This window comes from Aquabacterium sp. (genome assembly GCF_035476535.1).
In the GTDB taxonomy this organism is placed as follows: Bacteria; Pseudomonadota; Gammaproteobacteria; order Burkholderiales; family Burkholderiaceae_C; genus Pseudaquabacterium.
This window is the reverse complement of the sequence record NZ_DATILJ010000035.1, coordinates 1-19,819: the sequence shown is the minus strand read 5'-3', so window position 1 is coordinate 19,819 and position 19,819 is coordinate 1. Positions and strand designations below refer to the sequence as shown.

18 protein-coding genes and 1 tRNA gene are annotated in these 19,819 nt (G+C 68.8%); 9 read left to right on the top strand and 10 right to left on the bottom strand.

Annotated features, from left to right (window positions below):
- Positions 1 to 135 precede the first annotated feature (135 nt).
- The 3 genes from trhA (at position 136) to VLK61_RS04005 (ending at position 4,439) form a co-directional block, all read left to right on the top strand.
- Positions 136 to 783 carry a PAQR family membrane homeostasis protein TrhA gene (trhA, locus tag VLK61_RS04015; RefSeq protein ID WP_325418548.1) on the top strand — a complete coding sequence of 216 codons (648 nt, stop codon included), beginning with the start codon at positions 136 to 138 and terminating at the stop codon, positions 781 to 783.
- Positions 784 to 918: 135 nt separating this feature from the next.
- Entirely contained in the window at positions 919 to 2,517 is a 1,599-nt protein-coding gene (locus tag VLK61_RS04010) for a GMC family oxidoreductase (protein WP_325418546.1), read from the top strand.
- 125 nt (positions 2,518 to 2,642) lie between these two features.
- Positions 2,643 to 4,439, top strand: a complete 1,797-nt coding sequence (locus VLK61_RS04005; RefSeq protein WP_325418544.1) for an ATP-binding protein — start codon at positions 2,643 to 2,645, stop codon at positions 4,437 to 4,439.
- On the opposite strand, the gene VLK61_RS04000 is transcribed toward VLK61_RS04005, so the two are convergent.
- On the bottom strand, positions 4,421 to 5,365 hold the full coding sequence (locus tag VLK61_RS04000; protein ID WP_325418543.1) for a LysR family transcriptional regulator: 945 nt from the start codon (positions 5,363 to 5,365) through the stop codon (positions 4,421 to 4,423). The two genes, VLK61_RS04005 and VLK61_RS04000, sit on opposite strands and share 19 nt — an antisense overlap.
- Before the next feature lie 115 nt (positions 5,366 to 5,480).
- Between VLK61_RS04000 and VLK61_RS03995 the strand changes: the two genes are divergently transcribed.
- The 3 genes from VLK61_RS03995 to VLK61_RS03985 all read left to right on the top strand — a co-directional run bounded on the left by VLK61_RS03995 (position 5,481) and on the right by VLK61_RS03985 (position 8,877).
- Entirely contained in the window at positions 5,481 to 6,116 is a 636-nt protein-coding gene (locus VLK61_RS03995; RefSeq protein ID WP_325418541.1) for a glutathione S-transferase family protein, read from the top strand.
- Positions 6,113 to 7,066, top strand: a complete 954-nt coding sequence (locus VLK61_RS03990; protein WP_325418539.1) for a pyridoxamine 5'-phosphate oxidase family protein — start codon at positions 6,113 to 6,115, stop codon at positions 7,064 to 7,066. Before VLK61_RS03995 ends, VLK61_RS03990 begins: the two co-directional genes overlap by 4 nt.
- A 407-nt stretch (positions 7,067 to 7,473) precedes the next feature.
- Positions 7,474 to 8,877, top strand: a complete 1,404-nt coding sequence (locus VLK61_RS03985) for a DEAD/DEAH box helicase (RefSeq protein ID WP_325418537.1) — start codon at positions 7,474 to 7,476, stop codon at positions 8,875 to 8,877.
- A 54-nt stretch (positions 8,878 to 8,931) separates the two neighbouring features.
- Here the strand turns inward: VLK61_RS03985 and VLK61_RS03980 are convergent, their stop codons facing one another.
- Entirely contained in the window at positions 8,932 to 9,660 is a 729-nt protein-coding gene (locus tag VLK61_RS03980) for a DUF1223 domain-containing protein (RefSeq protein WP_325418535.1), read from the bottom strand.
- Positions 9,661 to 9,858: 198 nt separating this feature from the next.
- On the opposite strand from VLK61_RS03980, the gene VLK61_RS03975 reads away from it, so the two are divergent.
- Entirely contained in the window at positions 9,859 to 10,323 is a 465-nt protein-coding gene (locus tag VLK61_RS03975; protein WP_325418533.1) for a DUF3717 domain-containing protein, read from the top strand.
- Entirely contained in the window at positions 10,320 to 11,696 is a 1,377-nt protein-coding gene (locus tag VLK61_RS03970; RefSeq protein WP_325418531.1) for an MATE family efflux transporter, read from the top strand. Before VLK61_RS03975 ends, VLK61_RS03970 begins: the two co-directional genes overlap by 4 nt.
- Positions 11,697 to 11,766: 70 nt before the next feature.
- Here the strand turns inward: VLK61_RS03970 and VLK61_RS03965 are convergent, their stop codons facing one another.
- The 8 genes from VLK61_RS03965 to VLK61_RS03930 form a co-directional block, all read right to left on the bottom strand.
- Entirely contained in the window at positions 11,767 to 13,236 is a 1,470-nt protein-coding gene (locus tag VLK61_RS03965) for a sensor histidine kinase (protein WP_325418529.1), read from the bottom strand.
- Positions 13,237 to 13,249: 13 nt separating this feature from the next.
- Positions 13,250 to 13,957 (bottom strand): response regulator transcription factor, encoded by a 708-nt coding sequence (locus VLK61_RS03960; RefSeq protein WP_325418528.1) that lies wholly within the window; start codon positions 13,955 to 13,957, stop codon positions 13,250 to 13,252.
- Positions 13,958 to 14,088: 131 nt separating this feature from the next.
- Positions 14,089 to 14,613: a Spy/CpxP family protein refolding chaperone gene (locus tag VLK61_RS03955; protein ID WP_325418526.1), complete on the bottom strand. Its 525-nt coding sequence runs from the start codon at positions 14,611 to 14,613 to the stop codon at positions 14,089 to 14,091.
- A gap of 95 nt (positions 14,614 to 14,708) precedes the next feature.
- Positions 14,709 to 15,668: a hypothetical protein gene (locus tag VLK61_RS03950; protein WP_325418524.1), complete on the bottom strand. Its 960-nt coding sequence runs from the start codon at positions 15,666 to 15,668 to the stop codon at positions 14,709 to 14,711.
- A 243-nt stretch (positions 15,669 to 15,911) separates the two neighbouring features.
- Positions 15,912 to 16,002, bottom strand: a tRNA-Ser gene (locus VLK61_RS03945).
- 82 nt (positions 16,003 to 16,084) lie between these two features.
- Positions 16,085 to 17,380 (bottom strand): serine--tRNA ligase, encoded by a 1,296-nt coding sequence (gene serS / locus VLK61_RS03940; protein ID WP_325418522.1) that lies wholly within the window; start codon positions 17,378 to 17,380, stop codon positions 16,085 to 16,087.
- 94 nt (positions 17,381 to 17,474) lie between these two features.
- The gene (gene ispH / locus VLK61_RS03935; protein ID WP_325418517.1) at positions 17,475 to 18,458 is read right to left on the bottom strand and encodes a 4-hydroxy-3-methylbut-2-enyl diphosphate reductase; all 984 of its coding nucleotides are present in this window, start codon (positions 18,456 to 18,458) and stop codon (positions 17,475 to 17,477) included.
- Positions 18,458 to 18,901: an FKBP-type peptidyl-prolyl cis-trans isomerase gene (locus VLK61_RS03930; RefSeq protein WP_325418515.1), complete on the bottom strand. Its 444-nt coding sequence runs from the start codon at positions 18,899 to 18,901 to the stop codon at positions 18,458 to 18,460. Before VLK61_RS03930 ends, ispH begins: the two co-directional genes overlap by 1 nt.
- A 91-nt stretch (positions 18,902 to 18,992) precedes the next feature.
- On the opposite strand from VLK61_RS03930, the gene radC reads away from it, so the two are divergent.
- The gene (gene radC, locus VLK61_RS03925) at positions 18,993 to 19,664 is read left to right on the top strand and encodes a RadC family protein (protein ID WP_325418513.1); all 672 of its coding nucleotides are present in this window, start codon (positions 18,993 to 18,995) and stop codon (positions 19,662 to 19,664) included.
- Positions 19,665 to 19,819: the final 155 nt, after the last annotated feature.

Sequence of the window (19,819 nt, the reverse complement as noted above, 5' to 3'; positions counted from 1 at the left end):
GGGCCGGTCTGCCGGCGTGTTAGCGCCGGACAGACGGTTCGGGAATAAGACCTTATGGAAACGGCCTCGTGCATGTCTGTCCCCGCAATGTAGCAGCAAACCGTTAGGGTCTTTTGCAGTGTGTAGCCAACATCCATGAGCACTGTCGACGGGCGCCCACAAACCTGGGGCGAGGAACTGGCCAACGCCATCAGCCACGGCATCGGCTTCCTGCTGGCCGTGGCGTCGATGCCGATCCTGGTGGTCTTCGCTGCCCAACGCGGCGGCGCGGTGAATGTGGTGGCCGCCAGCGTGTTTTCAGCGACGATGATCGTGCTGTACCTGATCTCGGCGCTCTACCACGCGGTGCCCGAAGGCCAGGCCAAGCGCTGGCTCAACCGGTTGGACCACGCGGCGATCTATGTCTTTATCGCCGGCAGCTACACGCCCTTCGTGCTGGGCGTGCTGCGCGGTGGCTGGGGCTGGTCGCTGTTCGGCGTGGTGTGGACCTGCGCGGTGCTGGGCGTCGCCGCCAAGCTGCTGGACCGGCTGAAGCATCCCCTGTGGTCCACCGGCCTGTATGTGGCGATGGGTTGGGTCGCCGTGGTGGCCGTGCAGCCGATGTTCGAACGCATGGCCACCGCCGGCCTGGCCTGGTTGGTGGCCGGTGGGCTGTGCTACACCGCCGGCGCCGTGGTGTTCCTGTTCGACGCCCGCATCCGCTTCGCGCACTTCGTCTGGCACCTGTTCGTGATGGCGGGCAGCACCTGCCACTTCTTTGCCGCGCTATGGCATGCGGTTTAACCCGCAGAACATTTAGAGGCGGCCGTCGAACCTAAGCGATCCGGCGCACGCCGGGCCGCGTCGGCCCGTCGATATGATGATTTTCGGACCCGCATGGGCACGGCCATGCGGCCGACATCATGGAGACAGCAGTACATGTTCGACTACGTCGTGGTCGGTGGGGGATCGGCCGGCTCGGTGCTCGCCGCACGCTTGAGCGAGGACCCGCAGGTCAAGGTCTGCCTGCTCGAGGCCGGAGGCGCCGACAAGAGCGTGCTGATCCACTGCCCCGCCGGGCTGGCGCTGCTGGCCAAGACCGGCGATGCGAACTGGGCCTTCGAGACCGTGCCGCAGCCCGGGCTGAATGGCCGCCACGGCTACCAGCCGCGCGGCAAGGTACTGGGCGGATCGAGCTCGGTCAACGCGATGATCTACATCCGCGGCCAGCGCGAGGACTACGACAGCTGGGCTGCCGAGGGCAACAGCGGTTGGTCCTTCGACGAGTTGCTGCCCTACTTCAAGAAGGCTGAGCACAACGAACGCGGCGCCGACGCCTGGCACGGCAGCGGCGGCCCATTGAACGTGATGGATCTGCTCAGCCCGAACCGCCATGGCCCGGCCTTCGTGCAGGCGGGCGTGCAGGCCGGCCTGCCGCTGAACCCCGACTTCAACGGCGCCACGCAGGAAGGCGTAGGCCCCTACCAGGTGACCCACCGCAACGGCGAGCGTTGCAGCACTGCCAAGGCCTATCTGACGCCGAACCTGCAGCGCCCGAATCTGCAGATCATCACGCACGCCCGCACCACCCGCATCCTGTTCGAAGGCAAGCGGGCCATCGGCGTCGAATACCGCCAGGACGGCGCGCTGCGCGAAGTGCGGGCGCATCGCGAAGTGCTGCTGTGCGCCGGCGCGCTGCAATCGCCGCAGATCTTGATGCTCAGCGGCGTCGGTCCTGGCGCGCACCTTCAGCAGCACGGCGTCCGTGCATTGCACGACCTGCCCGGTGTCGGCCAGCACCTGCATGACCACGTGGACGTGGTCTCGGTGTTCGACGCACCGCAGCTGAAGGACTTGTTCGGCCTGTCGTGGGTCGGCGCCTGGCGCTCCGTGCAGGCAATCCTTGAATGGCGTCGCCAGCGCAGCGGGCCGCTGACCACCAATTTCGCCGAGTGCGGCGCGTTCCTGAAGAGCCGGCCGGAACTGAGCCGGCCCGACCTGCAGCTGCATTTCGTCGTCGGCAAGCTGGTCGACCACGGCCGCAAGACGGTGTTCGGCCATGGCTATTCCTGCCATGTCTGCCTGCTGCACCCGGCCAGCCGCGGCAGTGTGCAGCTGACCAGCAAAGACCCGCTGGCCGCACCGCGCATCGACCCGAACTTCCTGGGCGACGAGCAGGACCTGGACCGCATGGTGCGTGGTTTCAAGCTGATGCGCCAAGTGCTGTCGCAGCCGGCGCTGGCCGGGCTGGGCGCGCGTGAATTCGCCAGTTCCGCTCAAGCCCGCAGCGATGCCGAGATCGTCCAGTACCTGCGCCAGTTCGCCGACACCATCTACCACCCGGTCGGCAGCTGTCGCATGGGCTCGGGCAAGGGGGATGTCGTCGATGCCCGGCTGGGTGTGCACGGGCTGCAGGCGCTGCGGGTGGTCGACGCCTCGATCATGCCCAGCATCGTGAGCGGCAATACCAATGCGCCGGTGATCATGATGGCCGAGAAAGCGGCCGATCTGATCAAGGCCGACGCGCGCGTCGGCTGACCGCTGCCGACCAACGGTCATCCAGCGCCGCCCAGCGGCACATAGCGGCAAAGTCACACTCAACGCCCGCACCCGGCGTGGGGATAATCCGGCGCAGACCCGCATCGGCGGGTTTCTCCTCGCGAATGCCACCGCCCACCTCGACCGAGCCTCCGCCTGCCGCTCCCGCGGCCGGGCCGATCAGCCCGCGCCTGAAGTCCAAGGTCCTGGCGGCACAGGCCTCGATGGTGTTCGAACGCTCGCGCCTGGCCAACCTGCTGGGCCTGCCCTTCAGCTTGCTGATCTGCTGGGTGCTGTGGGGGCAGGTGAGCACGGCGCTGCTGCTGGGCTGGCTGGGTGCCAAACTGGTGGTGTGCCTGTGGCGCGTGGCCGTCGACCTGTTGCAGCGCCGCGCGGGCCGGGCCGAGGCCGGCCGCTGGCTCCGGCACTACCAGGTCGCCCATGTCGCCGATGGCCTGGTCTACGGCAGCGTCAGCACCTGGCTGGTGCCCGACGTCGGCAGTCCGCTGGGGGTGCTGATGGCGGCCACGGTGGTTGGCACCGCATCGGTGGGTTTTGTCGTGTTGTCGCAGCACTACCGCACGATGCTCGCGTTCGTGCTGCCGCTGCTGCTGCCCACGGTAGTCTGGCAACTGTGGGCCGGCACCGAAATCAGCCTCTTCGCCGGCATCGGCACGGCGATGTTCGTCGGCCTGATGTTGATCGATGGCTGGCGCGCTTCGGCGCACACCGAGGCCACACTGCGGCTGCGCTACCGCATGGACGAGCTGGCCGACCAGCGCCGTCAGGCGATGGAGCTGGCCCAGCAGCACAGCGCCGTGAAAGGCCGCTTTCTGGCCACCATGAGCCACGAGATGCGCACGCCGCTGCACGGCATGCTGGGCATGGCCCAGCAACTGCGCGGTGCGCGCTTGTCCAGTCCGCAAGAGTTCGAGCAGCGCATCGCGACGATCGAGCAGGCCGGCGAGCACCTGCTGTCGCTGATCAATGACGTGCTGGACTTCTCGACCATCGAGAGCGGCCAGATGCAGGCCGCGAGCAGCAGCTTCGACCTCGCCGCGCTGATCGCCGAAGTGGCCGAATGGACGCGTCAATCAGCCGTCAGCAAGGGGCTCGGATTCCAGTTGGAGGCCCCGCTGCCCTCGCCTTGCTGGGTGCGAGGCGACGTCGCCCGCTTGCGCCAGGTGCTGATGAACCTGTGCGGCAACGCGCTGAAGTTCACCGACAGCGGCAGTGTCCGCCTGCAGCTGTCGCGCAAGCCTGACGGGCACACGTCGATCGCGGTGATCGATTCGGGCTGCGGCTTCCCGACCGAACACGCCGAACGCCTGTTCGAGGCCTTCCACCAGGAAGACGCATCGAACAAGCGCCGCCACGGCGGCACCGGGCTGGGCCTGGCCATCTCGCGCGAACTGGCGCGGCTGATGGGTGGCGACCTGCAGGCCCTGGGCCACCCGGGCCTGGGCGCGCAGTTCACGCTCACGCTGCCCCTGGCCGACGGCGCACCCCCGGTGCCCGCCGCGCCGGCCCAGCCCCCCATCCTGCGCGGCCGCGTGCTGGTGGTCGAAGACAACCCCATCAATGCGATGGTGGCCGAAGCGATGCTGGCCCGTGCCGGCCTGGGCGTCGACACCGTGACCGACGGTCACCAGGCCGTTCAGCGCACGCTGGCCGAACGCTTCGACGTGGTACTGATGGATTGCCAGATGCCGGTGCTCGATGGCATCGAGGCCACGCGCCAGATCCGCGAGCGTGAAGCGAGTGCCGGCGCTGCGCCGCTGCCCATCGTCGGCCTCACCGCCAACGCCACCGAAGAAGACCGCCAAGCCTGCCTGGCCGCCGGCATGGACGACTACCTCGCGAAGCCCTTCCGCGAACACCAGCTGCACGGTGTGCTGGCGCGTTACCTGACCGCGGCGTGAGCCGCGTCCTGCGGCGACTCCAGTCCGCGCCCCTGCAACACCGGCACCTGGCGCAGGCGCTCGGCCGCGAAGCCGACGAAGCTGCGCACCTTGGCCGCCGCCATGCGCCCGGCCGGGTAGACCAGGTGTACCGGCACCGGCGGCGGTTCATGTTCGACCATCACGATGCACAAGCGGCCGTCGCGCACCTCGTCGGTCACCTGGTAGGCCAAGGTCCGCGCCAGGCCATGCCCAGCGCAGGCCGCGGCGATCTTCACATCGATGGCGTTGACGAGCAGCCGCTGCTGCGGCTGGCCCACTTCGCGCGGGTTGTTGAACAGCCACGGTGCACTGGCCCGGCCATCGAAATGGAAGCCGATCGCCAGGTGTGTCGCCAGGTCCGCCGGCGCGCGGGGCTCGCCGTGTTGCGCCAGGTAGGCCGGCGAGGCCACCACCACGCGGCGCAGGGCGCCCACCGGCACGGCAGTCAGGCTCGAATCCGCCAGGTGCGCGATGCGCAGCGCGACGTCGTAGCCCTCGTCGATCAGGTGCACCACGCGGTCGGCAAAGAAGGCCCGTGCACTGACCTGCGGATGCGCCGTCAGGAAGTCCAGCAGCAGCGGCGCGACATGGCGGCGACCGAACAGCGACGGCGCCGTCACCGCCAGCACACCGCGCGGCTCCGTGCGCACGCCGGTCACCGCCGCTTCGGCGGCATCCAACTCACCCAGGATGCGGCGGCAATCGGCCAGGAAGGACTCGCCGGCTTCGGTCAAGCGCAAGCTGCGGGTCGTGCGGTGCAGCAGCGGCGTGCCCAGGTGGCGCTCCAGCGCACCGATGGCCCGCGTGACGGCCGGCGCCGAACTCGCACGCTGGCGCGCCGCCTTCGCAAAGCCGCCGGCATCGGCCACCGCAACAAAGGTGCGCAAGGTGTCGAGGTGATCCATCGGCCACTCCGTTGAGCATTGCGTGAAGCGGAATTCTCTTCTACGTCTGCCGCGGATTCTGTTCTTGGTACGCAGTGGCTACGCTGGCCACCTGCCACCTAACGAAGGATCTGCCATGACCCGCCCCGCCACTCCGATCACGCTGTACCGCTTCTCGTTGTCCGGCCATGCGCACCGCGCGCAGCTGATGCTGTCGCTGCTGGGCCTGCCGTATCAAATCGTCGAGGTCGACCTGCGTCGCGGCGAGCACCAGACGCCCGAGTTCCTGGCGCGTAACCTGTTCGGCCAGGTGCCGGTGGTCGAGGACGGTGACTTCACGCTGGCCGACAGCAACGCGATCCTGGTCTACCTGGCGCAGCGTTACGACACCGACCGCCGCTGGCTGCCGACGGACCTGCGCGTGCAGGCCGAGGTACAGCGCTGGCTGGGCGTGGCCGCCGGGCCCTTGCATCGTGGCCCGGCGATCGCACGCTGGTCGTGCATCTCCGGACAAGGCGAGGCCAGCGCGGCGCAGGCCATCGGCAAGCAGTTGTTCGAGCGCGTCGAGCAGCATCTGCAAACCCGCGCGTGGCTGGTCGACAACGCGCCGACGATTGCCGATGTCGCGATGTACAGCTACACCGCCCATGCGCCCGAAGGCAACATCCCGCTGGAGACGTACCCGAGGCTGCGCGCCTGGCTGGCGCGCATCGAAGCGCTGCCCGGCTTCGTGGCGATGCCGGCCACGACTCTGTCGACGAGCGGATCATGAACGACGCGCCTTTTCATGCCGGCGAGGTGGCGCTGCAGGCGCAGCTGGGCGTGGACCAACGCCTGGCAGCCATCGGCCGCAGCATCATCCGCGAGCACATGCCGGATCAGCATCGCGAGCTGTTCACGCAGCTGCCGACGCTGCTGGTCGGCGCCGTCGACCCCCAGGGCCAGCCCTGGGCGACGATGCTGGCCGGCGCGTTCGGCTTCATCAGCTCGCCCGATGCGCGTACTTTGCGTGTTGGCGCCTGGCCCGCTGCCGCCGATCCGGTGGCGGCATTGATCGCACCCGATGCACCGATCGGCCTGCTGGGCCTGCAGCCGCACACCCGCCGGCGCAATCGCATGAATGGCCGGATCGGCGCGCTGAACGACGACGGCTTCACAGTGCAGGTGCAGCAGAGCTTCGGCAATTGCCCGAAGTACATCCAGGCGCGCGAGCCGATGGTGGTCAATGATCGCAGATCGGCACCAGCGCGCGTTGAATCGGCGCACTTGAGCGCCAGCGCGCGCACCCTGATCGCGAAGGCCGACACGCTGTTCATCGCCACCGCCAGCAGCGCGCAGATCGGCGCTGATCGCGCGGAAGGCGTGGACGTGTCGCACCGCGGCGGCCTGCCCGGCTTCGTGAAGATCGTCGACGATGCAGCCGGTACGCGCCTGGTGTTGCCCGACTATCAGGGCAATTTGATGTTCAACACGCTGGGCAACCTGCATCAATGGCCGCATGCCGGACTGCTGTTCGTCGATCCGGCCACAGGCGACATGCTGCAACTCGCGGTCAGCACCACGCTGCAGCAGCAAGGCCCGGCGCAGACCGAATTTGCCGGCGCCCAGCGCCTGCTGCACTGCCGGGTCACGCAGGGCTGGTGGCGCGCCGCGGCCTTGCCCCTGACCTGGTCTGCACCACAGTACGCGCCGCAGTTTGCGCGGCAGGTGGCCCCCACCTGATGCAGTAACTGGCTCTGCCAGCACCACCGACTCAGGGGCAGCGCGAAGCCGCGCTCGCATTTTCCACGCGCCTGTGTCAGAATCCGGGTTAACGCTGATCGGGCGGCTGGATCGAAAGGTCTGTTCGGTCAGCGTTGTTCGTTCATCCCCTCTGACCCTCATCGAGCCGGGCCCTGCAGATCAGCTGACCAACAGCCGAGCAGGGGCACACGCCGAGTCTCGAGTCCTGGTTGGCGGCGATGCCGTCGCTCCAGATGTTCGGGCCTGTCGGCGCGTTGCACGCGTTGTCATCCGCTCCCCTTGGCGACCCCACCTGCGGTACCGCATTCCTGGCGGCGCCGTGGCTGTGCCCTGTTGTGGCCACTCATTGGCCGCCGAGGGCATGGCCTGTTCGATGAAAGTGTTCCATGAGTTTCGATTCCCAAGACGAGGCCCTGTTGGCCGCCCCCGCCGCCACCACCCCGACTGGCCCGTCTTTCGACAGCCTGGGCGTGGCGCCCGAGATCCTGAAGGCCATCACCCACGCCGGCTACCCCACGCCGACCGACGTGCAAGCGCTGGCCGTGCCGGCCGCGCTGACCGGCCGTGACCTGCAAGTCTCGGCCAAGACCGGCAGCGGCAAGACTGCCGCCTTCGTCTGGCCGGCGCTGCAACGCATCCTTGATGCGCGCAACGACCCGGCAAAGAAGCGTGCCAAGGGCGGCCCGAGCGGCCCGCGCATCCTCGTGCTGGCGCCCACGCGTGAGCTGGCGCAGCAGGTTTCCCGCGCTTTCGTCGTCTATGGCGGCGGCGTGCAAGGTCTGCGCATTGCACACGTTGTCGGTGGTGTGCCCTACCACGCGCAATTGAAGGCGCTGCGTGGCCCGCTGGACGTGCTGATCGCCACCCCCGGCCGCCTGCTGGACCTGATGAACTCGGGCTCGGCCATCATGTCCCAGGTTGAAATGCTGGTGCTCGACGAAGCCGACCGCATGCTGGACATGGGCTTCATCGACGACATCACCACGATTGCCCAGGCGCTGCCGCAGGAACGTCAGACGCTGATGTTCAGCGCGACGTTCGCCGGCACCGTCGGCAAGCTGGCCAGTGACCTGACGCGCGACCCGCAGCGCATCAATGTCGCGTCGCACACCGACACGCACGCGCAGATCGAACAACGCCTGCACTGGGCCGACAGCCTGCACCACAAGCACGCGCTGCTGGAGCAGCTGCTGGCCGACCGCGATGTCGACCAGGCCGTGGTCTTCACCAGCACGCAGCGCGATGCCGATGCGCTGGCCTGGAAGCTGGGCGAGATCGGCCATTCGGTCGCCGCGCTGCATGGCGGCATGCCGCAAGGCCGCCGCAACCGCGTGCTGCAGGACTTGCGCCACCGCCAGCTGCGCGTGCTGGTGGCCACCGATGTCGCGTCGCGCGGCATCGACGTGCCGACCATCACGCACGTCATCAACTACGGCCTGCCGATGAAGGCCGAAGACTACGTGCACCGCATCGGCCGCACCGGCCGCGCCGGCCGCACCGGCCTGGCGATCACGCTGGCCGAGCGCCGCGATGTGGGCATGATCCGCCGCATCGAACGTTTCACGACGCAGCGCATTACCGCCTCGGTGGTGGCCGGCCTGGAGCCAAAGATGCCGGCGCCGTCGGACACCAAGCCTTCGTCGGAGCGCTCGTTCGGCAAGCCGGCCGGCAAGAGCTTCGGCGCGCCGCGCAAGCCGGGCTTCGGCGGCCCGGGCAAATCACGCGGTGGCCCGCGTGAATTCGGCGCCGGCAAGCCCAGCGGCCCGCGCCGCGGTGGCTTCGAGCGCTGATCACCAGCGCGGGTTGATGATGGAGGCAGGCTGCGCTTACCGGCAGCCCTCCTCCTAACAGCCCAATTGCACGGCCTGCAGTGGCGCACCACTGCGACCGTCGGTCACGACGAGCAGCAGCCGCGTCGCCCGCCCGCCTTCTCCCCGGCGCGGCACATCCAGCGGCCAATGGCGCGCCGCCGCGGCCCAGGCCGGCTGCCGGCCATAGGCCCGCACGACATGGTCGTGTTGCAGCGTCACACCACTGTTCTCGCCGGCCTTGACGGCCGAGACATGGCCATCCTCCAGCAATGCCCACCAGGCCGCCAGCCTTGCCGGCGCGCCGGGTTGCGGCGTGACCTGCACGGAGACCCGTTGGTCGTTGTCGCGCAACAGATGAATCTGCACGATCGCTGCTGCTGCCGCCATGGCCGGCAATGCAGGCCAACGCCGCCAGTCGCGACCGTTCACCAGCACCTGCGGCGTGTAGCTGAAGCCTGCACCGGACGAAGCCTGCTGCTCGGCCTGACGCTCAGTGAAGCGCGCGCTGCCGAAGCGGTCCTTCCAGCCCAACCGGTCCCAGTAGTCGACATGAAAGGCCGCAGCCAGCACCTCGGGCCGCGACTTCAGCATCGACAACCAGCGATCCGCCGGCGGACAGGAGTTGCAGCCTTCCGAGGTGTACAGCTCCACCAGCAGCGCCTGCTGCGGGCCGGACGTCGCTTCGCAGCGCTGCGCCTGTGCCGACAGAGCCGTAGCCCCCAGCGCCACCAGTGCGGCGGCCCATCGCGATGGGTTCGTCATGTTGCTTGGTCGATGGATGACCGCCGGTCTTACTCCAGCGGGAGAATCACCGGATGAGCCTGGACCCGGGCACCGGCTACGCCGAACTGATGATCCGGCGCCGCGACTGAAACATCCCCGTACCGCGCCGGGCGGGTTGAACACGCTATCCTTGCCGCCCCCTCGTGACCTGAGCCCCTGACACGGCACCACCGCGGCATGGCCGGCATCCACATCACCGACATCGAATCGGCCATCAACTGGTGGCGCGAGCGTTCGCCCTCGCCGGACGGCATCACCGCCTGCGCCGAGGTGCGCGCGCTGGCCGAGGTGTATGCGCTGATGGTGTACTACCACGAGCCGCTGGCCGACGAAACCAGCATGCCGGCCGCTGCGCGTGAGGCCTGGCTGGCCTGGTACGCGCATACGCCGGACGCGCCCTGCATCGCCATCTGCTCCACCGCGCAGGGCGACGCGCTGTGCAAGGGCTGCGGCCGCACCGAAGGCGAGGTGCAGCACTGGCCGCAGATGAGCCCGGCCGAAAAACGCCTGGTCTGGCGCCGCATCACGATGGAGAACACGGCGTGGCGCTTCAACCGCTACGCCGAACGGGCCCGCCTGGCCAGCGGCATCGCCCACCCGCCGCCCGACGCCCTGGCGGCGCCCACCCCACCGGCCCGATGACGGCCGACAGCTTCGCCGCCAGCGTGCGCCGCATCACGCCGCTGGCCTGGCCGGTGTTCATCGGCCAGCTCGCGGTGCTGGGGTTCTCCACCGTCGACACGGTGCTGGTGGCGCGCCATTCCGCCACCGACCTGGCCGCGCTGGCCGTGGGCTCGGCGGCCTTCGTCACGGTGTTCATCGGTCTGATGGGCGTGGTGCTGGCAGTGAGCCCCATCGTCGGCCAGTTGTTCGGCGCCCAGCGCCTGGAAGAGGCCGGGCACCAGCTGCACCAGGCGGTGTGGCTGGCGCTGGGCTTGACGATCGCCGGCAGCCTGGTGCTGGCCTTTCCAGCGCCCTTCCTGGCGCTGTCCAAGGCCTCGCCGGAAGTGGCACACAAAGTACGCGGCTACTTGCTGGCGCTGGCGTTCTCGCTGCCCGCCTCGCTGCTGTTCACCGCCTACCGCGGCTTCAATGTCGCGGTGTCGCGGCCCAAGGCGGTGATGGCGCTGCAAATCGCCGGTCTGGGTCTGAAGGTGCCGCTGTCGATCGCGCTGATCTCCGGCGTGCCAGCCTGGGGTGTGCCGGCGATGGGCGTGCAAGGCTGCGGCATCGCCACGCTGATCGCGATGTGGGCGCAGGTGCTGGTGGCGCTGGTGGTGTTGCGGCGCGACCCGTTCTATCGCCAATTCCATCTGCGCGGCCGCGGCCTGTTGCCGCCGCACTGGGCTTCGCTGAAAGCCCTGCTGCGGCTGGGTGTGCCGATGGGCCTGGCGATCCTGATCGAAGTGACGGGCTTCGCCTTCATGGCGATCTTCATCGCCCGCCTCGGCGACATACCGGTGGCCGGGCACCAGATCGCCGCGAATCTGGTGGCGCTGCTCTTCATGATGCCGCTGGGTCTGTCCAACGCCACCAGCACGCTGGTGGCCCAGCGCATCGGCGCCGATGATCTGCGCGATGCCCGGCGCCTCGGCTGGCACGGCTTGCAGTTCACGCTCCTGGTCGCGGTGGTGGTCGGCAGCGTGGTCTTCGTGGGGCGAGAAGCTGTCGTGCGGCTGTATACCAACAACCCAGCGGTGGTGGCCGCAGCGCTGCCGCTGGTGGCCTGGGTGGCGCTGTTCCACGCCGCCGATGCGGTGCAGACCGTGGCCGCGTTCGTGCTGCGGGCCTGGCGCATTGCCACGGTGCCGCTGGTGATCTACGCGGTGGCGCTGTGGGGCGTGGGCCTGGCCGGCGGCTACGTGCTGGCCTTCGACAGCTGGCACATCGCACCGCTGGCCTGGCAAGGCGCGCGGGGCTTCTGGATCGCCGCGACGGCCGGTCTGGCACTGGCCGCGACGGCGCTGGCCTTGTTCCTGATCTGGATGCTCAGGCAGCAACGGCAGAGAGCCTGAGTCCGCCCACCGGGATTCCTGCGCGCGCCTGAGATTCGCTGACACGCGCGCTGCGCCGATGTCGGCCGCCTCAACTTGCCGGCAGGCTCAGCACGAAGCGACTGCCGCCAGCCTGCCGAGGCTCGCAACGCACGCTGCCGCCATGGCGCTCGGCGATCTGGCGCACCAGACTCAGGCCCAGACCGACACCGCCTTCACGCTCGGCGTGGCCGGGCAACCGGAAGAAGGCTTCGAAGATGCGCTCGCGGAACGGCTCGGGCACGCCGGGGCCGCGGTCGCATACCCGCACCTCGATGCCGGCACCGGCACGGACGACGTCGACCGTGACCTCGTCGCCACCATAGCGGCGTGCGTTCTCCAGCAGGTTACGCAGCGCCCGGCGCAGCAGCCGTTCGCTGCCGTGCAGCAGCACCGCCTCGCCGCCGGCCTGGGCGCCGACGCGTGCGGCCTCTTCGGCCGCCACGCCGAGCAAGTCAATCTGGTCCTCGCGGTCCAGCGCCTGGGATGCATCGAGCCGACTGGCCAACAGCACTTCTTCGACCAGTGCATCGAGTTCGGCGACGTTGGCGTCGATTTCCTTGCGCAGCGCCGGCCGGCTGGTGTCGCCGGCATCGGCGTACAGGGCCACCGCCATCTTCAGCCGCGCCAAGGGCGAGCGCAATTCGTGGCTGGCATTGGCCAGCAGGCTCTGGTGCGAGCGCACCAGGGTCTCGATGCGCTCGGCCGCGCGGTTGAAGGTGGTGGCCACCGCCGCCACTTCGTCGCTGCCGGCTTCGTCGACGCGCTGGCCCAGCTGGCCGGCGCCGAAGGCCTCGACACCCTGCTTCAGCGATTCCAGCCGGCGCGTGAGCCGGCGCACCACCGGGTAGGCCCCCGCCGCCACGGCCAGCAGCAGCAGGCCCAGCAGCAGCGCCGGGCCCAGCGCCGAGGGCAAGCCCAAGCCCATCGCCGGCAGCATCGACACACGCAGCGAAGGCGGCACCTGCAAGCCCCCCGGCAAGGGCGGCCGCAGGCCTGGCGCCGAGCCGTCGCCGCGCGGGAGATCAGTGCGCGGCATATCGCCGCGCGGCCCGTCCGGGCCCAAGGGCCCGCCACGCGGCCCCTCCGTGCCCGGCGGCCCATCCGGGGGCGCCGGCTCGCCCGGTGTCAACTGGCGGCGGAACAGGCGTCGGGCGATCCACAGCGTGCGGCCATCGTCCAGCCGCACGGACATGGCCGGCGCGCCGCTATCGGCCTCGCGCCGCAGGAAGCTCTCGGAAGCGCCGATGCGCCGGCCCTTGGCATCGTCCAGCGCCATCGGCATGCGCAGCCGGACCGACCACTCGCGCAGCGCGTCGGCCTGCTCGCGCGGCGGGGCATCGGCCGCCGGCAGCGAGCGCTCGAGCAAGTCGGCCCAGGCCGACACGCGCTCGCTGGCCACGGCCTCGAAACGCGCTCGCTCCTGCTCGAGATGGCGCTGCCACAGCCAGCCGGAGATCAGCGCAAACAGCGCCAGCGCGGCCACCACGGTGAGCCAGATGCGCAGGTACAGCGATTTCACGCCGGGACTGCTTTCACTCTTCAGTGTCCTGCTTGCGTGCGAAGACATAGCCCGAGCCGCGCACCGTCAGCACCCGTTTCGGGCACTTGGGGTCGTCCTCGATGCAGGCGCGGATGCGCGAGACATGCACGTCGATGCTGCGGTCGAAAGCCTCCATCGGGTGGCCCTTCAGCGCGTCCATGATCTGGTCGCGCGACAGCACGCGGCCGGCGCTTTGCGCCAGCACCACCAGCAGGTCGAACTGGTGGCCGGTCAGGTCGCAGGCCTTGCCGTCGATGCGCGCCTGGCGCGCGCCCAGGTCGATCTCCAGCTTGCCGAAACGCAGCACGTCGTTGCTGCCCAGGTCGGGCTCGGCGCGGCGCAGCAAGGCCTTGATGCGGGCCAGCAGCTCCCGCGGCTCGAAGGGCTTGGGCAGGTAGTCGTCGGCACCGAGTTCCAGCCCGACCACGCGGTCCAACGGCTCGCCGCGGGCGGTGAGCATCAGCAGCGGCAGGCGCTTCAGGCGCGCATCGGCGCGCAGTTCGCGGGTCAGGTCCAGGCCGTCGCCGTCGGGCAGCATCAGGTCCAGCACCAGCGCGTCGAAGCCGCCACTGCGCAGGCGTTCGCGGCCGGCGGCCAGCGAACCGGCGGTGTCGACTTCGTAGCCGTTGCCGCGCAGGTAGTCGCCGACCATCGCGGTCAGGCGGGCGTCATCGTCGATCAACAGCAATCGTGAATTCATGGCAGCACCCTTGCGCGTTGCGCTTTTCCCTTCAACATCCGCTCGACCCCGAAGGCCCGAGTATCCGAAAACAAAAACGCCCCGGCACGTGGCGTGCCGGAGCGAACACTTTCAAGAACAGGCTTCCGGGCTCAACGCTTGGCCGGGCCGTCCGTCGAAGACCGTTCGCGCTGATGGCGCTGCATCATCTCGCGGCGCTTGCTCATTTCTTCGGTCAGCTTCTGGCGCTGTTCGGGCGAGAGCACCGCGCTGGCGTCGATCATCGCCTGCAGCATGCGCTTGCTGTCGGCCTCGCGCACCGCGGCCATCTTGACGCGCACCGCTTCGGCGGCGCGGGCATCCACCGCGGTGGCGGTGAAGACCTGCATCATCTGCGCGCGCAGATCGCCGGCCGCTTCATGCTGCTTGCGCACGTCGTCGCGGGCGGCCTTGAAGATGTCGTGGATGCGGGTCTGCTGGTCCGCAGTGGCGCCCACGGCCTGCAGCGCGCGGCCGGACATCATCATCATGCCGCCGCCATGCCCCCCGTGGCCACCCATCGGACCACCCGGCATGGCCTGGGCCATTTGCGCCACGGTACCCGCCAGCGCCACCAGCAAGGTGGCACCGGCCATGCGCCAGCCGCTGCCGGCCCGGCTTGTCTTGGAACTCGTCATGTGTCTTCACCTCATCGACAGGATCTGCCGTGAAAAGAATTCTGCGAGTCGGCCTTGTCGGGGTGCCGTAGTAGCGGTAAAGATCGGTAAAGCGATCAGTGCACGTCCGTCTCGACGCGCAGCAGGCGCCGGCGCAAGGCGAAGCGGCTGTTGGCGCAGCGCAGCTCCAGCCGCATCAGCACGCCGCTGCGGCGGTCGACGGCCATCACGCCGTCGAGCCGCGTGCTGGTGGATGTTTCCGGGCCATTTGATGCGTCATTCGCCGGCGCGTCGCCGAAGAGTTCGATCACCGCCACATCGAAGGATCGGCCGGCCATCAGTTGCGGGCCGATGGCCACCACCTGGCCGCGCACCCGGGCCGAAGCTCGCGCTTCGCCGGCCGCGCTGAGCTCGCCGCTGAGCACCTGGCCCAGGCTCAGGTCGCGCTGCAGCAGGTGTTGCCAGCCGATCAGCGCCTGCCGCGTTTCCAGCACCGGATTGCCGGCCAGGTCCTGGCGCCACAGCTGCGACAAGGGCTGGCCGTCAAGGTCGAGGCGGAACTCGATCTGGTCGCGGCGCAGCGCGGCCACCCGCATGCCAAGTTCGTGCAGGCTGCCGTTGTTGCCGACTCGGTCTTCGTAGACCAGGCGGTCGCCAGGCGCCACGGGCAGCATGGCCGCATGCGAGGCCGCCATCTGCGGCGTCGGCGCCGGGCCGCAGCCGCGCGCGTTGGCGGAGTGCTGCATGGCCTCGAAGCGGCCGCGCAGGTCGGCCAGTTCGGTTGCGTCGATGCCGGTCGGGCGCATGGCCATCAGCGCCGGCCAGAACACCGTGATGCCGATGCCCAGCGCGATCATGTTGTTGCCCACGCGCGTGTCCACCGCGTAGGCCACATCGGCGGCACGCTGCTGCACGCTGTCGATCTCGTCGAACAGCCGCGCGCAGGCCCAGCCGGCATAGGCGGCCGGGTCGGTCGGCCGCGGCTGGGTGTCGGCCGAGTGCGTGGCGCAGCCGGCGATCATCGCCAGGGAACACACCACGCTGCTCAGACGCGCCAGGCCAGCAGGACACCGCATGGGCGTCGATTGTGCCTGGGTGGAAACTGGCTCAGCGCCGCGTCAGCGCACGCCCGCGACCTGCGCCGGCATCCGTCTCACCTGAGCGGCACCGGGCGCGACACCGATGGCCACGGATGTCGAGGACTTCACGCGCTAGCTCAACGACGACATCACGAGTCGGGTCTGAACGCCAGGGACAGGATCTCCGAACAGCGGGTCGGCAGAAAGACAAAACGGGCCCTGGGGCCCGTTTTGCTGGTCTGGCGGAGAGGGTGGGATTCGAACCCACGGTACGGGGTTACCGTACGCCTGATTTCGAGTCAGGTACATTCGACCACTCTGCCACCTCTCCTGATGTGCCGTTCTCTCGTGGTCGACGAGTGAAGCGCGCATTCTAGCCCAATCTTCTGCGCCCGCTTGCGGGCGCTGGCAGCTCAGGCCCTCAACACGTCCACACCGCCCAGGTAAGGGCGCAGCAAGGCAGGCACGCGGATGCTGCCGTCGGCCTGCTGGTGGTTCTCCAGCACCGCCACCAGCGTGCGGCCCACTGCCAGGCCCGAGCCGTTGAGCGTGTGCACCAGTTCGGTCTTGCCCTGGGCGTTGCGGTAGCGTGCCTGCATGCGCCGCGCCTGGAACGCGCCACAGTCCGAGCACGAGCTGATTTCGCGGTAGGTGTTCTGCGCCGGCAACCAGACTTCCAGGTCGTAGGTCTTCACCGCGCCGAAACCCATGTCGCCGGTCGACAGCAGCATCACACGGTACGGCAGTTCCAGCTTCTGCAGGATGGCCTCGGCGTGGCCGACCATTTCTTCGAGGACCGCCGGGCTCTGCTCGGGCTGCACCACCTGCACCATCTCGACCTTGTCGAACTGATGCTGGCGGATCATGCCGCGCGTGTCGCGCCCTGCCGAGCCAGCTTCCGAGCGGAAGCAGGGGCTGTGCGCCGTCAGCTTCACCGGCAGGTCTTCGGCTTTCAGAATCTGGCCGCGTACGGTGTTGGTTAGCGAGATCTCCGAGGTCGAGATCAGGTACTGCTCGGGCTGATCCTCGTCACCGCCACGAAGCACCCAGAACATGTCTTCCTTGAACTTCGGCAGCTGGCTGGTGCCCTCCAGGATCTCGCGGTTGACGATGTAGGGCGTGTAGCACTCGGTGTAGCCATGCTCCGTCGTCTGCACGTCCAGCATGAACTGCGCAAGGGCCCGGTGCAGCCGCGCGATCTTGCCCCTCATGAAGGTGAAGCGCGAGCCGCTGAGCAAGGCGCCGGTCTCGAAGTCCAGCCCCAGCGGCGCGCCCAGGTCGACATGGTCCTTGACGCTGAAGTCGTAAGTCTGCGGCGTGCCCCAGCGGCGCACTTCGACATTCGCGGTCTCGTCGAGGCCGACCGGCACGCTGACATCCGGCAGGTTGGGCACGCTCATCAGCATCAGCGCCAGTTCACCCTGGATCGCCTCCAGCCGCTCGGCGCCGGCCTTCATCGCATCGCCGATGCCAGCGACCTCGGCCATCAGCGCGCTGGTGTCTTCGCCCTTGCCCTTGAGCTGGCCGATCTGCTTGCTGAAGGCATTGCGCTTGGCCTGCAGTTCCTCGGTGCGAGTCTGCAAAGTCTTGCGTTCGGCTTCCAGCGCCGTGAAGCGGGCGACGTCGAGGAAGGCTTGTGGCGTCTTGCGGGTGTCGAGCTTGGCGACGACGGCGTTCAGGTCGCGTCGCAGCTGGGTGATGTCGAGCATGGTGGTCCTTCGAATCTGGGAGCGATTGTAGAAACGGCACCTCGGGGGTGCCGTTGCTGTGTCTGGAAGAGAGAGTGCAGACGAACGGCCGGGCTCAAGATCGAGAGGAGGAGAACGCGCTCATCGACTTGTCGCCCAAGCCCTTGGGCAGTGGGAAGTGCACCGTCTCTTCGACGCCGGCCAGCCGCCGCACGCTCAGCGCGCCCAGCGCCTTCAAGCGCACGATGACCTGCTGCACCAGGATGTCCGGCGCCGACGCGCCCGCGGTCAGGCCCACACGCGGCCGGCCTTCGAACCATGCAGGCTGCAGATCCTCCGCCGCATCGACCATGTGCGACGGCGTGCCCAGCCGTTCGGCCAGTTCACGCAGGCGGTTGCTGTTGCTGCTGGTCGGGCTGCCGACCACGATGACGATGTCCACCTGCGGCGCCAGCAGCTTCACCGCATCCTGCCGGTTCTGCGTGGCGTAGCAGATGTCCTGCTGCTTGGGTTCACGCACCCACGGGAAGCGGGCCTTCACCGCGGCCAGGATCTCGGCGGCGTCGTCGACCGACAGCGTGGTCTGCGTCACCACCGCCAGCTTGTCGCCGCGCGGCTGAACCTGCGCGACATCGGCCACGTCCTCGACCAGATAGATGCCCTCGGACAGCTGGCCCATCGTGCCTTCGACCTCGGGGTGGCCCTTGTGGCCGATCATCACGAACTCGTAGCCTTCCTTGGCCAGCTTGGCCACTTCCACATGCACCTTGCTGACCAGCGGGCAAGTGGCATCGAAGACCTGGAAGCCACGTGCATCGGCCTCGTCGCGCACCGCGCGGCTGACGCCATGCGCGCTGAACACCAGCGTGGCGCCCGGCGGCACATCGGCCAGGTCTTCGATGAAGATCGCTCCCTTGGTCTTCAGGTCGTTGACGACGTAGGTGTTGTGAACAATCTCATGGCGCACATAGATCGGCGCGCCGAAGCGGATGAGCGCTCGCTCGACGATCTCGATCGCGCGGTCGACGCCGGCGCAGAAACCGCGCGGCTCGGCCAGCAGCACCTCGCTGACGTCGTGAGGGCGCGCGGCTGGCGTCATCACAAGATGCCCACAACCCGCACCTCGAAGGTGACGGGCTGGCCGGCCAGCGGATGGTTGAAGTCGAACAGCAGCCAGTCGTCGCCCACCTCGCGCACCACGCCGGCGTAGGCGCCCTGCCCGTCCGGCGTCGGGAACTGCACCACGTCGCCGCTGCTGTAGCTGGCATCGGGGTCGCCCAGCTCGTGCAGCAGCGACAGCTTCACGCGCTGCAGCATGTCCGGGTTGCGCTCGCCGAAGGCCGCCCCGGCCGGCAGCTCGAAGGTGTGATGCGCGCCTTCGGCCAGGCCCAGCAGCTGATGTTCGATGGCAGGCGCCAGCTGGCCGGCACCCAGCGACAGCGTCGCGGGCTGCCCGGCGAAGGTGTTGACCACGTCGGCGCCATCGGGGCCGGCGAGTCGGTAATGCAGGGTCAGGAACGACCCCTCCTGAATGGTGATCACACTAAAGGGGGTGTTGGCCGCTCGGATCGAGCGAATAGACTGACCGCAATTCTACGAGGGTGGGCCGCCGGGGCCGGGGCCACCGAAGTCCATGTCGATCAAGGATCTGCCAGCCGCGGCGCGGCCACGAGAAAAACTGCTGGCGCTGGGCCCGGCCGCGCTGGCCGATGCCGAGTTGCTGGCGCTGCTGCTGCGCACCGGCTTCAAGGGCCTGGGCGTGCTGCAGTTGGCCGAGGGGGTGCTCCAGCACTTCGGCGGTTTTGCCGGCCTGCTGCATGCATCGCCAGCCGATTTCAAGTTCAAGGGCCTGGGGCCGGCCAAGCGCGCCGAACTGGCCGCGGTGGTGGAGATGGCGCGGCGCTCGCTGATGCAGAAGCTCGTCGCCGCACCGGTCTTCGATTCACCGGCCAGCGTGAAGGAGTACGTGCAGCTGCAGCTCGGCGCGCTGCCGCACGAGGTATTCGCAGTGCTGTTCCTGGACAGCCAGCACCGGCTGATCCAGCTGGACGAGATGTTCCGCGGCACGCTGAACCAGGCCAGCGTCTACCCGCGCGAGGTCGTGCGCAAGGCTCTGACGCTGAACGCCGGTGCGGTGATCCTGGCGCACAACCACCCTTCCGGCCTGGCCGAACCCTCGCGCGCCGATGAATTCCTGACGATGACGCTGAAGAACGCGCTGCAGCTGATCGATGTGCGCGTGCTCGATCACCTGGTGGTCGGCCAGGGCTGCGTGGTGTCGTTCGCCGAACGAGGCTTGCTGTGAAAGTGCGCAGCCTCGCCGAACTCGGCGCCTTGCGCGAGGCGATGGCTCGTGCCCAGCGCGAAGCCGCGGAGCACGCCGCGCGCGAGCGCGAACACCAGCGCCGGCTGCAGACCCAGCATGACTTGTTCGCGCGCAGCGTCGGCCCGGTGCACCGG

Bases quoted from the DNA above. Each gene is read 5' to 3' on its own strand.
- VLK61_RS03975 (WP_325418533.1), top strand. From the start codon at position 9,859: ATGGCCGGCATCCACATCACCGACATCGAATCGGCCATCAACTGGTGG.
- VLK61_RS03955 (WP_325418526.1), bottom strand. From the start codon at position 14,613: ATGACGAGTTCCAAGACAAGCCGGGCCGGCAGCGGCTGGCGCATGGCC.
- VLK61_RS03960 (WP_325418528.1), bottom strand. From the start codon at position 13,957: ATGAATTCACGATTGCTGTTGATCGACGATGACGCCCGCCTGACCGCG.
- VLK61_RS04005 (WP_325418544.1), top strand. From the start codon at position 2,643: ATGCCACCGCCCACCTCGACCGAGCCTCCGCCTGCCGCTCCCGCGGCC.
- ispH (WP_325418517.1), bottom strand. From the start codon at position 18,458: ATGACGCCAGCCGCGCGCCCTCACGACGTCAGCGAGGTGCTGCTGGCC.
- VLK61_RS03970 (WP_325418531.1), top strand. From the start codon at position 10,320: ATGACGGCCGACAGCTTCGCCGCCAGCGTGCGCCGCATCACGCCGCTG.
- VLK61_RS03985 (WP_325418537.1), top strand. From the start codon at position 7,474: ATGAGTTTCGATTCCCAAGACGAGGCCCTGTTGGCCGCCCCCGCCGCC.
- radC (WP_325418513.1), top strand. From the start codon at position 18,993: ATGTCGATCAAGGATCTGCCAGCCGCGGCGCGGCCACGAGAAAAACTG.
- VLK61_RS03995 (WP_325418541.1), top strand. From the start codon at position 5,481: ATGACCCGCCCCGCCACTCCGATCACGCTGTACCGCTTCTCGTTGTCC.
- VLK61_RS03990 (WP_325418539.1), top strand. From the start codon at position 6,113: ATGAACGACGCGCCTTTTCATGCCGGCGAGGTGGCGCTGCAGGCGCAG.
- VLK61_RS03980 (WP_325418535.1), bottom strand. From the start codon at position 9,660: ATGACGAACCCATCGCGATGGGCCGCCGCACTGGTGGCGCTGGGGGCT.
- VLK61_RS04010 (WP_325418546.1), top strand. From the start codon at position 919: ATGTTCGACTACGTCGTGGTCGGTGGGGGATCGGCCGGCTCGGTGCTC.
- trhA (WP_325418548.1), top strand. From the start codon at position 136: ATGAGCACTGTCGACGGGCGCCCACAAACCTGGGGCGAGGAACTGGCC.
- serS (WP_325418522.1), bottom strand. From the start codon at position 17,380: ATGCTCGACATCACCCAGCTGCGACGCGACCTGAACGCCGTCGTCGCC.
- VLK61_RS04000 (WP_325418543.1), bottom strand. From the start codon at position 5,365: ATGGATCACCTCGACACCTTGCGCACCTTTGTTGCGGTGGCCGATGCC.
- VLK61_RS03950 (WP_325418524.1), bottom strand. From the start codon at position 15,668: ATGCGGTGTCCTGCTGGCCTGGCGCGTCTGAGCAGCGTGGTGTGTTCC.